Source organism: Streptomyces halobius, from assembly GCF_023277745.1.
Lineage (GTDB): Bacteria > Actinomycetota > Actinomycetes > Streptomycetales > Streptomycetaceae > Streptomyces > Streptomyces halobius.
Map to the genome: position 1 here is coordinate 2,438,697 of NZ_CP086322.1, position 14,661 is coordinate 2,453,357.

Annotated in this window: 9 protein-coding genes and 1 pseudogene; 3 read left to right on the forward strand and 7 right to left on the reverse strand. The window is 71.4% G+C overall.

Going from position 1 to position 14,661, the window contains the following annotated elements; genetic code table 11:
• Nucleotides 1-127: 127 nt before the first annotated feature.
• On the reverse strand, nucleotides 128-1,669 hold the full coding sequence (locus tag K9S39_RS11540) for an AMP-binding protein (protein ID WP_248863262.1): 1,542 nt from the start codon (nucleotides 1,667-1,669) through the stop codon (nucleotides 128-130).
• A gap of 337 nt (nucleotides 1,670-2,006) precedes the next feature.
• On the opposite strand from K9S39_RS11540, the gene K9S39_RS11545 reads away from it, so the two are divergent.
• Nucleotides 2,007-2,444 carry a GNAT family N-acetyltransferase gene (locus K9S39_RS11545; RefSeq protein ID WP_248868690.1) on the forward strand — a complete coding sequence of 146 codons (438 nt, stop codon included), beginning with the start codon at nucleotides 2,007-2,009 and terminating at the stop codon, nucleotides 2,442-2,444.
• Nucleotides 2,445-2,456: 12 nt separating this feature from the next.
• Here K9S39_RS11545 and K9S39_RS11550 read toward each other — a convergent pair.
• Nucleotides 2,457-3,736 (reverse strand): annotated as a pseudogene (locus K9S39_RS11550) (GNAT family N-acetyltransferase).
• 676 nt (nucleotides 3,737-4,412) lie between these two features.
• Between K9S39_RS11550 and K9S39_RS11555 the strand changes: the two are divergent.
• Nucleotides 4,413-5,348 carry a cytochrome P450 gene (locus K9S39_RS11555; protein WP_248868691.1) on the forward strand — a complete coding sequence of 312 codons (936 nt, stop codon included), beginning with the start codon at nucleotides 4,413-4,415 and terminating at the stop codon, nucleotides 5,346-5,348.
• Between the two features lie 145 nt (nucleotides 5,349-5,493).
• On the opposite strand, the gene K9S39_RS11560 is transcribed toward K9S39_RS11555, so the two are convergent.
• The 5 genes from K9S39_RS11560 to K9S39_RS11580 form a co-directional block, all read right to left on the reverse strand.
• On the reverse strand, nucleotides 5,494-6,684 hold the full coding sequence (locus tag K9S39_RS11560) for an XdhC family protein (protein WP_248863263.1): 1,191 nt from the start codon (nucleotides 6,682-6,684) through the stop codon (nucleotides 5,494-5,496).
• A gap of 45 nt (nucleotides 6,685-6,729) precedes the next feature.
• Nucleotides 6,730-8,193, reverse strand: coding sequence for an NCS2 family permease (locus K9S39_RS11565; protein WP_248863264.1), 1,464 nt, complete (start codon nucleotides 8,191-8,193; stop codon nucleotides 6,730-6,732).
• A 278-nt stretch (nucleotides 8,194-8,471) separates the two neighbouring features.
• On the reverse strand, nucleotides 8,472-10,856 hold the full coding sequence (locus K9S39_RS11570) for a xanthine dehydrogenase family protein molybdopterin-binding subunit (RefSeq protein ID WP_248863265.1): 2,385 nt from the start codon (nucleotides 10,854-10,856) through the stop codon (nucleotides 8,472-8,474).
• A 5-nt stretch (nucleotides 10,857-10,861) separates the two neighbouring features.
• Nucleotides 10,862-11,476: a (2Fe-2S)-binding protein gene (locus tag K9S39_RS11575; protein WP_248863266.1), complete on the reverse strand. Its 615-nt coding sequence runs from the start codon at nucleotides 11,474-11,476 to the stop codon at nucleotides 10,862-10,864.
• Nucleotides 11,467-12,357 carry an FAD binding domain-containing protein gene (locus tag K9S39_RS11580; RefSeq protein ID WP_248863267.1) on the reverse strand — a complete coding sequence of 297 codons (891 nt, stop codon included), beginning with the start codon at nucleotides 12,355-12,357 and terminating at the stop codon, nucleotides 11,467-11,469. Before K9S39_RS11580 ends, K9S39_RS11575 begins: the two co-directional genes overlap by 10 nt.
• 263 nt (nucleotides 12,358-12,620) lie before the next feature.
• Here K9S39_RS11580 and K9S39_RS11585 point away from each other — a divergent pair, with 263 nt between their 5' ends.
• Entirely contained in the window at nucleotides 12,621-14,339 is a 1,719-nt protein-coding gene (locus K9S39_RS11585) for a PucR family transcriptional regulator (RefSeq protein ID WP_248863268.1), read from the forward strand.
• The last annotated feature ends 322 nt before the right edge of the window (nucleotides 14,340-14,661 follow it).

Below are 14,661 nucleotides of genomic sequence, written 5' to 3' on the forward strand. Positions count from 1 at the left end.
GATGGCGCGGCCGGCGGCGCGGACTCGGGCCGGGCCGCCGCCTCGGTCGTCTGCCGGCCGACCAGGGCTCCGCCTGCCGAAGCACCACTCCGGCGACGCACTCGCGGAGCCCGGCCCGCCGCCGCGGTCAGTTGACTCCCCTGTCGAGGCCGGACCAGTACGGCCGGCGGAGCTTGAACTTCTGGACCTTCCCGGTGGCCGTGCGAGGGATGGCGTCGCGGAACTCGACGGATGTCGGAGCCTTGTAGCCGGCCATGCGCTCTTTGCAGTGGGCGATGATGTCGGACTCCCGCACCGTCGCACCCTCGGCGAGGACCACCAGGGCCTTGATCGTCTCGCCCCACTTCTCGTGCGGCACGCCGATGACGGCGACCTCGGCGACCGCCGGGTGACTGAAGACCGTGTCCTCCACCTCGATCGACGACACGTTCTCGCCACCGGTAATGATCACGTCCTTCTTCCGGTCCGAGATCGTGAGGTGGCCGTCCGTCGCGTCGAGCGTGCCGCCGTCGCCGGTGTGGAACCAGCCGTCCTCAAGCGCCTCCGCCGTCTCCTCGGGCTTGTCCCAGTACCCGTCGAGCACCGTGTTCGAGCGGGCCAGCACCTCGCCGGACTCGGAGACGTTCAGCCTGACGCCGAGCGCGGGCAGTCCCGCCCGGGACAGCTTGCGCGCCCGCTCCTCGGCGGGCAGCTCCGCGTCGGCGGGCCGGGTGCGGTTGAAGGTGAGCAGCGGGGACGTCTCGGTCAGGCCGTAGATCTGGGTGAACTCCCAGCCCAGCTCCTCCCCCACCCGCTGGATCGTCTTGCTCGGCGGCGGGGCGCCCGCGCAGATGACCCGTACGCGGTCGCGCCCGGGGATCTCGCCCTCCCACATCGCCGCCGCGTCCAGCACCGCGTTCCAGACCGCGGGCGCACCGCACATCAGCGTGACGCCGTGCTCATCGACCCGCCGCAGGATCTCCGCGCCGTCGACCTTGCGCAGCACCACTTGCCTGACGCCGAGTCCGGCCATCACATACGGCATCCCCCAGCCGTTGCAGTGGAACATCGGCAGCGTGTGCAGATAGACATCGCGCTCCCACACCCGGGTGTGCAGGCCGAAGGTCAGGCCGTTGACCCAGATGTTGCGGTGGGTCAGCTGAACCCCCTTGGGGCGGGCCGTCGTTCCGGAGGTGTAGTTGATGGTGGCGGTGGCGTCCTCGTCCGGGTACGACCACGGGCGTGGCTCGACGCCGAACCGCATCAGCCCGGTCTCGGTCTGCTCGCCGAGGACGAAGCGGTGGCGCGCCGTGACGCCGGAGAGCGCACCGTCCAATTCCGGGTCGACGAGCAGAACCGAGGCACCGCTCTGCCGCACCACGTAATCGACCTCTTCCGGCTTGAGACGGAAGTTCGCCGGGACGCAGACACGGCCGCTCATCGGCACCGCGAACAGCAGCTCCAGCAGGCGCGCGGAGTTATGGCCGACCACCGCCACCCGCTCCCCCTCACCGACTCCGAGGGCGTCCAGTCCCGCCTGCCAGGCACGGACACGTTCGCCGAACCGCCCGTAGGTCGATTCGGGCACCGGCGGGGCGGGCTGACGCTGCTCGTCAACCACGCCGGGGCTGTCGCGGAACCCCAGCTCGGCCCGGTAGAGGAAGTCCGCAATCGTCATCGGTGTCCGCATCGTTCTCTCCTGTATCCGGAAGACATACGTCTGTGGTGGGAGTCTGGCGGAATTGGGGGGTGGCGGTTGCCGATTCCATGATGCGCCGGGCGGACGCGTCCCTCCCTCCCTTCCTGTCCTTTCCGAGCCCTTTCAGTCCCGGCGACGCCCCGGGGCGGGCGGCCGTTCAGTTCCCTTGCCGTGGCAGCTGCCGCCCCTGCATCATCCCTCCGTGATCAATACCAGCGCGCTCTCCGAGAAACCGGTGCTGTACGGCGCCCGGGTCCGGCTCACGCCGCTCTCGTGACGGCACGCGGCCGCGTTCCACGACGTATGTCTGGAACCGGAGATCCGCCGACTGACCGGTACCCACCGGCACTTCACGCGGGAAGAAATCGAGCGTTGGTGCACCGGCCGCGCCGGCTGCGAAGACCGCCTCGACCTCGCCATCGAAGACCGGGAGACCGGGCACTTCCTGGGTGATCTCGCGCTCAACCAGATCGACAAGGACAACGCGCACGGCGGTTTCCGGATCGCGCTCATCCCGGACGCCACCGACCGCGGCATCGGCAGCGAAGCGATCCGTCTGCTGCTGGACTACGCCTTCGAGCGCGTCCGGCTCCACCGTGTCCAGCTGGAGGTCTTCGCCTTCAACGACCGGGCCAGGCGCGCCTATGAGAAGTGTGGCTTCGAGGTGGAGGGCCGGAAGCGCGAGGCCCTGGTCTGGGGCGGCGAGTGGCATGACGTGCTGATGATGGCGGCGCTGTGCGACCGACGCCCGGCGGCGGTGCGGTGACGCCCCTCCCCCTCAGTAGTTCTCACCGGTAAACGGCAGCCACTCCGTCTCCAAAGCGGTGTCCAGGCGACGGACCGCACCCGGAGTGTGCTCGGTGACCAGACCGGCGTGCGCGAGGTGGCGCAGGCGGGTGCCGCCCAGGTAGCAGGCGCCCAGCTCCCTCACGTCGAGGGAGATATCGGGTTCTTCAACGGTCGGGGTCCAGGTGGCTGTGCCGCCCGCCGTCCAGGTCGCTCCGGGTTCGGCTCCCTCACCTGCTGCGGTCAGGCGGAACCGGCCCGCGTTCGCGGGCAAGGCCGTATCGCTCAGGTCGAGGACCAGGTCGACCGGGGCCGCCCAGGAGCGGGCGGTCAGTGCGGTGCGGACGTCCACGAGGCGGACCCACAGGCCGATTTCCTGCCGCGTCACGCGCACCTGGTCGCGGTCGGCGGCGAGGTGCAGCAGCGGGTCGTCGGCGGGCCGGGCCTGGACGCGTACGGTCGTCGTCAGGTCGATCGACGCGAGGTACGACCACAGGGCGGCGGCGGCCGGTGCGGAATCGGCCTCCAGCTCGTCGAGCGTGACGGTACCCGGGCTCGCCTCACCCGGGCCGCCCGTGCGGTAGAGGGCATACCCGGCCGGGGTCTCGCCGGGCGTCCCCAGCACCACCACGCGCGGCGCCCCGGAGCGCTCCGGTCCGCCGCTCTCGCGAGCGCCGTCGAGGTCCAGCACCTCCGTACGCCACCATGCCGTATCACGGGTGAACCGACCGGCGCGGTGGGCCAGGGTCGCGTCGAAGAGCGGCCCGAGGACGGCAGGGGCCTGGGCCGGGTCGATCAGCCGCAGCGGACGGCTGTCGGGGCGATCCGCAGCGCGAGCGGCCGGGCGGAGTCGATCTCGATGCGGTACGCCTCGGTGGCCGGGGCGTAGCCGAAGCGGCCGTAAATGGCGCTCTCGGAGGCCCAGAGGCAGGAGAGCGGCTGTCCGGCGGTGGCACAGCAGCGCCACAGCCCGTCCACCATCGAACTCAGTATGCCGCGGCGGCGGTGGGTGGGCGCGACGGAGACGAAGTCCAGGGCGGCGCAAGGGAGTTGACCGCCCGGGATGGAGAGGGCGAGGGGGTGCGCGGCGGCCAGTCCCGCGAGCAGTTCACCGTCGTAGGCGCCGATGCGGGCGCAGCGCCGTAGCAGTTCGCGGTGGTGGGTGCGCCGCTTGTCTCCGGGGGCGAGGTGGAAGGCGAGGTAGACGAGGTCCAGGGCCCTGTCGAGTTGTTCGTCGGGGAGGTCCCGGATGTCGTTCCGGCCGGGCGCGATGGCGGTGCGGGTGGGGGTGTCCGTGGTCACTCCGGGACGCTAACCCGAGGCACGGTGCCCGTCATCTCGTTTTCCCCGCGACGGAGACGGTGGGGGCAACCGCTCGCCTCCAGGCCCTTACCCGCGGCAGGTTCGTCCTCAGCGGCAGGGGGCGCCGCGATGTCCCTCCGGTCTCCTCGGCGGCTTTTGGTCATTCGCCGTGGCTTCATCCGTGCGGCATACTCAGCTCAACTGCGGTTCGTGCGGCCGGGGCTGTGCGGAACGGCAGCCGCGACGACTTTCCGATGCGTCGCACGGCGGAGCCCGTACTCCTGGGGAGGGGGTACGGGCTTCTGCTGTTGCCAGGGTCCGCCTGGCCTGTTTTGCCTGCCTGGCCCGCTTGTCTGGCCCCGGCGTGAATGGACGGCCAGGATGTGATGTGCGTGGGCCGAGCGGGGTGAACAGCCGGGGGGCGTGTGGCGGTGGAACGCGGGGTTGGTGGCTGGGCTTTTCTTCGGGGCTGTCCTGCGGAGATGGTGGCCGGGCGGCCGAGGGAGGTGCGGGACGACGGAGCGGAGGCCGAACGTGGCCTCGGGGCACCGCGGTCGATCGTCGGCCACCGGGAAGCCCGGCGGTTCCTGACGGACCCGAGCCGGCGTATCGCCCCTCGGCGCCCACCGATCGGCCCGGCTCCGTGATGTCGCCCGCTGAGGCGAACCCGCCTCGGCACACCCGGACACGGGCCCTGCTGAACGGCGCGTTCGCGGCCAGGGCGGTGCGGCTGCGCCGGCCTCGGCTGGAGGCGCGCGCCCGTGCGCTGGCGGCGTCACTGCGCACGGCCGGCCGACCGTGCAATGTCATCGCACAGTTCTGTACGCCGTTCGCCTTCGCCGTGCACTGCGACATGCTGGGCACGCCCGAGCGGCTCCGGCCGGAGCTCTTCCGCTGGTCGCTGGCGCGCTCAGGCGATCCCGATGCCGGGCCGTACGAGATCTACCGGGCGGAGATGCGGCTGCACCGTGTGGTCGTCGAGATGCTGGACGAGCTGCGCCACCGCCCGCGAGCGGGCGTACTGGCCCACCTGTTGCGGGTGCGGGCCCAAGGCTTCCTCAGCGAGGGCGAGTTGACGGGCCTGGCCGCGTCGCTGTTCTTCGACGGGGCGCATCTCGTCTCCGCGCAGTTGGCGAGCGCGCTGCTGTGCCTGCTCGTTCACCCGGAGCAGCTCGCCCGGCTGCGGGCGGAGCCGGAGGCGCTGCTGGCACCCGCCGTCGAGGAGGTTCTGCGGTACAGCCCGGCGATCGCCCTCGGGATGACCCGCGTCCCAGCGGCGCCCTGGGCGGGACCGGCGACGGCGGCCACGGTCGCGTTCATGCCGGTCAACCGGGATCCGTCGGTCTTCGAGGCGCCGGAACGCTTCGACATCACCCGCCGCCCCAACCGCCATCTGACCTTCGGGCGGGGCATTCACCACTGCCTCGGCGCCGAGCTGGCGCGCCAGGAACTGCTGGTCGGCCTGGGCACCCTGCTGCGCGAACTCCCCGGGCTGCGGCTGGCCGTGGACGAAAGCCGCCTCCGCTGGGCGGCGAGCCCGGCGATACGGGGGCTGATCACGCTCCCGCTGGCCTGGGACTGAGCACCGCGCGGCTGGGACTGAGCAATTCGTGGGTCCCCAGGGAGCGGAGGCGGTCGCCTCCGCTCCCGCCGGCGCCTGGGACGGAAACCGCACGGCTGGGACTGAGCACCACGGCCCGGGGCCTGGTGCCTGGGGCCCGGCCCCCTCAGGCCACCGACCCGATCCTCCCCACCGCCCGCCCCCCGTCATGGTGGATCGGCGTGTGCGCCCCGGTCAGCGGTACGCCCGTACCCCCGCGTCGGTTGGCGACGATTTCGGCGGCGATGGAGAGGGCCGTCTCCTCGGGGGTGCGGGCGCCCAGGTCGAGGCCGATCGGTGAGCGCAGGCGGTTGAGTTCGAGTTCGGTGAGGCCGACGTCGCGCAGGCGCTGCAGGCGGTCCAGGTGGGTGCGGCGGGAGCCCATCGCGCCCACGTAGGCGACGGGGAGCTTGAGCGCGCGTTCCAGGAGGGGAACGTCGAACTTGGCGTCGTGGGTGAGGACGCAGAGGACCGTACGGGAGTCGAGGTCCTGGGAGTCCAGATAGCGATGGGGCCAGTCGACGACGATGTCGTCCGCCTCGGGGAAGCGGGCGCGGGTGGCGAAGACGGGGCGGGCGTCGCAGACCGTGACCTGGTAGTTGAGGAACTTGCCGACTCTGACCAGGGCCGAGGCGAAGTCGATGGCGCCGAAGACGATCATCCGGGGGGCGGGGACGGACGATTCGACGAGGAGGGTGACCGGCCGGCCGCAGCGGGAGCCGTCGGCGCCGATCTCGATGGTGGTGGTGCGGCCGGCGTCCAGCAGAGCGCGGGTCTGCTCGACGGCGGTGTGGTCGAGGGCGGGGTGGCCGCCGAGAGTGCCGGTGTGGCTGCCGTCGAGGCGGACGAGCAGGGCGCGGCCGAGGAGTTCGGCGGGGCCGTCGACGATCCGGGCGACCGCCGCCGCCTCTCCTCGGGCGGCGGCGGCCAGCGCGGCGGCGAGCGTGTCGGCGGTGCTGTCCACCGGCTCCCCGGATCCGCTGTCGCGGGCGGATCCGGGGGCGCTCGTCCGTACCGGGGTGACGAGGATGTCGATGATGCCGCCGCAGGTCAGGCCGACGGCGAAGGCGTCCTCGTCGCTGTAGCCGAAGCGTTCCAGGACCGGTTCGCCGGTCCGCAGAGCCTCCTGGCACAGCTCGTACACCGCTCCCTCCACACAGCCTCCGGAGACCGACCCGATCGCGGTGCCCTCGCTGTCGACGGCGAGGGCGGCGCCTGGCTGGCGGGGCGCGCTCCCGTTGGTGGCCACGACGGTGGCCACCGCGAAGTCACGTCCCTGCTCGACCCACCGGTTCAGCTCTTCGGCGATGTCCAGCATGTCGGTCTCCTTTACGGATGGTGGGGAGGGGAGCGGGCGGTCTCGCTACCTCAGGCCCAGCAGCTGCTCGATCGGGTGCAGGGCGAAGTAGACGGTGAAGATGCCGGTCAGCACCCACATGAAGGCACCGACCTCACGCCACTTGCCCTGGGCCGACTTGATGGCGGCGTAGGCGATGACACCCGCGCCGACACCGGCGGTGATGTTGTAGGTGAACGGCATCAGGGCCACGGTCAGGAAGACCGGGATGGCCACCGAACGGTCGCGCCAGTCGACGTGGTTGGCGGCGCTCATCATCATCGCGCCGATGACGACGAGGGCGGCGGAGGCCACCGGCGCCGGCACGATCTGCGTCACCGGGGTGAAGAACAGACACAGTGCGAAGAATCCGCCCGTGACGATGCTGGCCAGGCCCGTACGGGCGCCCTCGCCGACGCCGGTGGCCGACTCGATGAAGACGGTCTGCCCGGAGGAACCGGTGACACCGCCGACCGCACCGCCCGCGCCGTCGACGAACAGTGCCTTGCTCAGTCCGGGCATCCGGCCCTGGGAGTCGGCCAGCTTGGCCTCGGTGCCGACACCGATGATGGTGGCCATGGCGTCGAAGAAGCCGGCCAGCACCAGGGTGAAGACGAGCATGCCCACGCCCAGGGCGCCGATCTGCTCCCAGCCGCCGAACTCGACGGCGCCGAAGAGGCCGAAGTCCGGGCTGGACACCGGGTTGCCGGGCAGCTCCGGAGGGGCGCCGCCCCAGTCCTTGACGTTGGTGACGCCGATGGCGTTGGCCGCCACGGCGAGGACCGTGCCGGCGGTGATGCCGATGAGGATCGCGCCGGGGACGTTGCGGGCCTGCAGCATGAAGATGAGCAGCAGGGTGATGGCGAAGAACAGGACGGGCCAGCCCTGGAGCGTGCCGTCGAGACCCAGCGCGACCGGCGGACCGTGCTCCGGGCCCTTGCCGACGAAGCCTGCCTTGACCAGGCCGATCAGCGCGACGAACAGGCCGATGCCCATCGTGATGCCGTGCTTCAGCGGCAGCGGGATGGCGTTCATGATGAGCTCGCGGAGCCCGGTGACCACCAGCAGCATGATCACGACGCCGTACATCACGCACAGACCCATGGCCTGCGGCCAGGTCAGGTCCTTGATCACCTGACCGGCGAGAACCGCCGAGACATTGAGTCCGGCTGCCAGAGCCAGCGGTACCTTGCCGACGAAACCCATCAGGAGGGTGGTGAAGGCGGCGGCGATTGCGGTCGCGGTGATCACTGCGGTCGGGCTCAGCGTGTGTCCGCTGGCGTCCGGCCCGCCCAGAAGAATCGGGTTGAGGAGGAGGATGTACGCCATCGCCATGAAGGTGGTGATGCCGCCGCGGATCTCGCGGGAGATCGTCGATCCTCTGTCGGATATGTGGAAGTACCGGTCGAGCCAGGACCGGCCGGCGGGCTGACGCGTGCCCTCGCCCGCGTCTTCCGCCGTGGTCTGCGGCTCTGTGGACTGCTGGGTCATGGTGCCTGACTCCCAAGGTTCATAGGGACACTCGCGAGGGGGGTGCGAGATTTGGGATGGATCTTCGGCTGCACGACCCGGGGGACGGCCCGAGACGAACGTGGGTACTGCCAACGTGGTACGCCGGGCAGCGACTGCGGTGTTGCTACGTGGGCTCCGGGCGGTGCGCGGAGGAGGACGGACAGGGACACCCCTATCGCGCGCCGCCCGGAGGTTCGGGGGGTTGTCCGGGGCTGGGCGGGCCCCGGAGTTCCGGGGGTTGCCCCCAGGGGATTCGGTCAGGTGCCGGTGAGGTGCTCGGGGCGTACCGGTGTCTTGTCGAGCTCCAGCCCGGTCGCGTTCCGGATCGCCGCGAGGACGGCCGGAGTCGACGAGAGGGTCGGGGCCTCACCGATGCCGCGCAGCCCGTACGGGGCGTGGTCGTCGGCGAGTTCGAGCACGTCGACCGGGATGGTCGGGGTGTCGAGGATCGTGGGGATGAGGTAGTCCGTGAAGGAGGGGTTGCGCACCTTCGCGGTCTTGGGGTCGACGACGATCTCCTCCATGACCGCCACGCCCAGGCCCTGGGTGGTACCGCCCTGGATCTGGCCGACGACGGAGAGCGGGTTGAGGGCCTTGCCGACGTCCTGGGCGCAGGCCAGCTCGATGACCTTGACCAGGCCGAGTTCGGTGTCCACCTCCACCACCGCACGGTGCGCGGCGAAGGAGTACTGGACGTGGCCGTTGCCCTGACCGGTCTTCAGGTCGAACGCCTCGGTGGGGCGGTGCCGCCACTCGGCCTCGATCTCGATCGCCTCGTCCTCCAGGACGTCCACCAGGTCGGCGAGGACCTCGCCGCCGTCGGTGACGACCTTGCCGCCCTCCAGGAGCAGCTCGGCGGTGGCCCAGGCCGGGTGGTAGCTGCCGAACTTGCGGCGGCCCAGCTCCAGGACCTTCTCGCGGACGAGCTCGCAGGAGTTCTTGACGGCGCCGCCGGTGACGTACGTCTGCCGGGATGCGGAGGTGGAGCCGGCCGAGCCGACCTGGGTGTCGGCCGGCTGGATGGTGACCTGCTGGACACCCAGCTCCGTACGGGCGATCTGGGCGTGGACGGTGACACCACCCTGGCCGACCTCCGCCATCGCGGTGTGCACGGTGGCGACCGGCTCGCCGGCGACGACCTCCATCCGCACCCGGGCGGTGGAGTAGTCGTCGAAGCCCTCGGAGAAGCCGACGTTCTTGATGCCGACGGCGTAGCCGATACCGCGGACCACGCCTTCGCCGTGGGTGGTGTTGGACAGACCGCCGGGCAGCGCGCGGACGTCGGCGCCTTCACCGGCCGCGAGCCACTGCTGCTCCGGCGGCAGCGGCATCGCCTTGACGCGGCGGAGCAGTTCGGCGACCGGGGCCGGGGAGTCGACCGGCTGCCCGGTCGGCATGACCGTGCCCTGTTCCATGGCGTTGAGCTGCCGGAACTCCACCGGGTCCAGGCCCAGTTTCGCGGCGAGCTTGTCCATCTGCGCCTCGTAGGCGAAGCACGCCTGGACCGCGCCGAAGCCGCGCATCGCGCCGCAGGGCGGGTTGTTGGTGTAGAGGGCGAGGGCCTCGATGTCGACGTCGTCGACGACGTACGGGCCGACGGAGAGGGAGGAGGCGTTGCCGACGACCGCCGGGGAGGCCGACGCGTAGGCCCCGCCGTCCAGGACGATGCGGCACTTCATGTGCGTGAGCTTGCCGTCCTTGGTGGCGCCGTGCTCGTACCAGAGCTTCGCCGGGTGCCGGTGGACGTGCCCGAAGAAGGACTCGAACCGGTTGTAGACGATCTTGACGGGCTTGCCGGTGCGCAGCGCCAGGAGGCAGGCGTGGATCTGCATCGACAGGTCCTCGCGACCGCCGAACGCGCCGCCGACGCCGGAGAGCGTCATCCGCACCTTCTCCTCGGGCAGGCCGAGGACCGGGGCGATCTGGCGGAGGTCGGAGTGCAGCCACTGGGTGGCGACGTACAGATCGACGCCGCCGTCCTCGCCGGGCACCGCGAGGCCGGACTCCGGGCCGAGGAACGCCTGGTCCTGCATGCCGAAGACATACTCGCCGGAGACGATGACATCGGCCTGCTCGGCGGCCTCGTCGGCGTTGCCGCGGACGATCGGCTGGCGGTGCACGATGTTCGGGTGCGGGACATGGCCGGAGTGGTGGTCGTCGCGGTTCTCGTGGACCAGGACCGCGTCCTGGGCGAGCGCGGACGCCTCGTCCGTGATGACCGGGAGTTCCCGGTACTCGATCTTGATCTTGGCGGCCGCGCGGCGGGCGGTCTCCGGGTGGTCGGCGGCGACCAGGGCCACCGGCTCGCCGTGGTGGCGGACCTTGCCGTGCGCGAGAACCGGGGTGTCCTCGATCTCCAGGCCGTAGTTCTTCACCCCGGTGGGCAGGTCGTCGTAGGTGAGGACGGCGTGGACACCGGCGGTGGCCAGCGCCTCGGCGATGTCGATCGAGACGATCTCGGCGTGCGCGACGGTGGAGCGGAGCGTGAAGCCCCACAGCATGTCCTCGTGCCACATGTCCGAGGAGTACGCGAACTCGCCGGTCACCTTGAGGGTGCCGTCGGGCCGCAGCGTCGACTCACCGATACCGGCCTTGGTCTTGCCGCCCTGCGTGAGGTTGGTGGGTGTACGAGTGACTCCCATACCGGTCAGGCCCCCGTTCCAGCGGTCTGCTGCTCGCCGCGGGCGGCCGCCAGCCGGACCGCGTCGAGGATCTTCTCGTAGCCCGTGCAGCGGCACAGGTTGCCCGACAACGCCTCACGGATATCGGCGTCCGACGGGGAGGTGTTGCGCTCCAGCAGTTCGTCGGCGGCGACCAGCAGGCCCGGGGTGCAGAAGCCGCACTGCACCGCGCCGGCGTCGATGAACGCCTGCTGGATCGGCGAGAGCGTCGCATGCGGGAGGGTGCCGGTTTCACCGGTTTGTGAATCCGCAGGCCGGGCTTCCCAGCGCTTCGCGTCGTCCAGGCCCGTCCCGCAGGCCCCTGTGCCACAACCGCCGTGCTCGGCGCGCTGCTTGGCGTAGTCCGCGAGTCCCTCGACGGTGACCACCTCGCGGCCCTCGACCTGGCCGGCGGCGACCAGGCAGGAGCAGACCGGCACACCGTCCAGACGGACCGTGCAGGAACCGCATTCGCCCTGCTCGCAGGCGTTCTTGGAGCCCGGCAGGCCCATCCGCTCGCGGAGGACGTACAGCAGGCTCTCGCCTTCCCAGACGTCGTCGGCCGTCTGCTCACGGCCGTTGACGGTGAAGTTCACGCGCACTGTGCGCTCCTCTCATTGCCGCGGTAGGACTCCCAGGTCCAGCCGAGGGTGCGACGCGCCATGATGCCGACCGCGTGCCGGCGGTACTTGGCGCTGCCGCGCACATCGTGGATGGGGTTGCATGCGCCGGTGGCGAGCTGCGCGAACTGCTTCGCCACGGACGGGGGTATGGGGGCGCCGGACTCCCAGAAACCGCCCTCCGCCAGCGCCGCGGTGAGGAAGTCCTCGGCCTCACGGGCCCGTACGGGGGTGGGCGCGGCGGAGCCGATGCCGGTGCGTACGGTCCGGGTCTCGGGGTGCAGCGCGATCCCGAAGGCGCACACCGCGATGACCATGGCGTTGCGGGTGCCGACCTTGGAGAACTGCTGCGGCCCGTCGGCCTTCGGCAGATGCACCGCGCGGATCAGCTCGTCGGGCGCCATCGCGTGACGCTTGACGCCGACATAGAACCCGTCGATCGGGATCATTCGGATGCCCCCGCGTACCGACTCGACCTCGACCTCACCTCCGGAGGCGAGCAGCGCGGGGTGCGCGTCACCGGCCGGGGAGGCGGTGCCGAGGTTGCCGCCGACGCCGCCGCGGTTGCGGATCTGCGGGGACGCTACGGTGTGCGAGGCGAGCGCCAGACCGGGCAGCTCGGTCCGCAGATTCTCCATGATGTTGGTGTAGGACACGGAGGCGCCAAGACGTACGGTCTTCTCCCCGACCTCCCACTCGCTCAGGTCACCGATACGGTTCAGATCGAGCAGGTACTCGGGGCGGCGGTGGTCGAAGTTGATCTCGACCATCACGTCCGTGCCGCCCGCGATGGGCACAGCGGTGGGGTGCTCGGCCTTAGCGGCGAGCGCCTCCTCCCAGCTGGCGGGGCGAAGGAAGTCCATGGGTGGCCTCTTCTACGAAGATCGGGGCGTTCGCTGCTCATGGTGAGGACCTTTGGCCCTCGTCGCCATCGAGCCGTTCATGTCTCGTTAACGAGCTTGGCTTCAGTGAACGCGCCCACAACCCGCCCGGTGCAGTCACCGAAACCATGAAGCGGTTGGCTGGCCAAAGGACCCGTCTTGTAGATTCGAACGAAAGACGAGGCTCCGAAACCTCGCGGCATTCCACCGGCAACACCAGACGGCAAAGAACGGCGGGCGAGGACATGCGGCTCCGCGCACTCCTGGAAACGACCACCCTCGGGCTGCGGCTTCTCGGGGGCGAGGAAGAGCTGGACCGCACCGTACGCGGGGTGATGACCACCGACCTGCGCGACCCCAGCCGGTACCTGTCCGGCGGCGAGCTGGTGCTGACCGGTCTGGCCTGGCGGCGGGAGCCGGAGGACTCCGAGCGGTTCGTCCGCATCCTGGCCGGCGCCGGGGTCGCCGGGCTCGCGGCGGGCGAGGCCGAGCTGGGCGCCATCCCGGACGATCTCGTGGTGGCCTGCGCACGGCACCGGCTGCCGCTGTTCTCGGTCGTCGAGGACGTCTCGTTCGCCTCCATCACCGAGCATGTCGTCCGCCAGGTCTCCAGCGAACGGGCCGGTGATCTGGCCGCCGTGGTGGACCGGCACCGGCGGCTGATGACGTCGGGCCCGGCCGGCGGCGGCCCGGAGGTGGTACTGGACCTGCTGGGCTCCGACCTGGACCTGCGGGCCTGGGTGCTCTCCCCCACCGGACGGCAGATCGCCGGTTCGACGCTGGCGGACTCCGGGCCCGAGCTGCCCGGCGAGCTGGGCGCCCGGCTCGCGGGCGAGCATCTGGCCGCCGCCCGCACCGGCCGCCGCGGCCCGCACCGCGTCACGATCGAGGAGGACGGCGCGCAGCGCCTCGATGAGGGGCGGCGGTCGGGTGGCGGGCCGGGGACCACCACGTACTCGCTGTTCCCCATCCGCAACGACGGCCGCGATCTGCGCGAGACGGTGCTGTCGGACTGGCTGCTGGCCGTCGAGGCGGACGCCGGTGACTGGTCCGAGGAGCGCCTCGACCTGCTGAACGGCGTCACCCAGCTGATCGCCGTGGAACGCGACCGGCGCGATGCCGCGCGTACCGTCCGCCGGCGGCTGGCCCAGGAGGTGCTGGAGCTCGTCCAGACCGGCGCGCCGCCCGCCGAGATCGCGGCCCGGCTGCGGGTGGCGGCCCCGGTGCTGCTGCCCGGCCTCGGCACCGCCCCGCACTGGCAGATCGTGGTGGCCCGGGTCGAGTGGGCGGACGGCGACGTCCCCGGCGGCCCGGTGGCGCAGTCCCTCCTGGAGGAGGTGCTGGTCGATCCCGGCACGTTCGGCCCGGAGCCCTCGGACCGGATCGCCGTGGCGCACACCGGGGACGAGGCGGTGGCGCTGGTGCCGCTGCCCGCCGTCCCGGACGAGTCCGGTGACACCGGGGCACCCGGTCTGCACGCCGACGATCTGCTCACCGCCATCCAGGAACCGCTGGGCCGCGGCCTGGCGGACGACGGCCGGCTGACGGTCGGCGTCAGCGCCTCGGTGCATTCGGCGGACGGGCTGCGCGGTGCGCTGGAGGAGGCCCGGCACGCCCGCCGGGTCGCCGCCGCCCGGCCCGGCCGGGTCTGCGCCGCCGGACACGAGGAGCTGGCCTCCCACGTCCTCCTCCTGCCCTTCGTCCCGGACGACGTCCGCCGGGCCTTCACCGCCCGGCTCCTGGACCCGCTGCGCGAGTACGACCGCAAGCACCGCGCCGAGCTGATCCCCACCCTGGAGACGTTCCTGGACTGCGACGGGTCGTGGACCCGCTGTGCCGGCCGCCTCCACCTGCATGTGAACACCCTCCGCTACCGGGTGGGGCGCATTGAGCAGCTCACCGGCCGCGATCTGTCCCGCCTGGAGGACAAGCTCGACTTCTTCCTGGCGCTGCGGATGAGCTGACGGGGCGGGCGGCCGGGCGGTGGAAGGCGGCCGCTCGGGGTGCTCCGCGAGCTGTGGAATCCCTCCAGCGAGGCGGGGCGGGTCTTGTGGCCGGGGCGGGGATGACGGTGGGGTCGGGTGGACGGGCCCCTAAGGGGTGGGCCTTAAGGGGCACCGATGCGGCGCCCGGCGAACCCGCACCCGTCCGTCGGGCAGTAACTCGATCGGGCGTCATCGCGTCAACACCGTTACGGCGGCCGGCGACCCGGCCGTGCCGCAGCATGGCCGATCAGGGCCGCTTTCCCTTGCACACAGGCCCTGTTGGCGATTGTGAAATCATTCA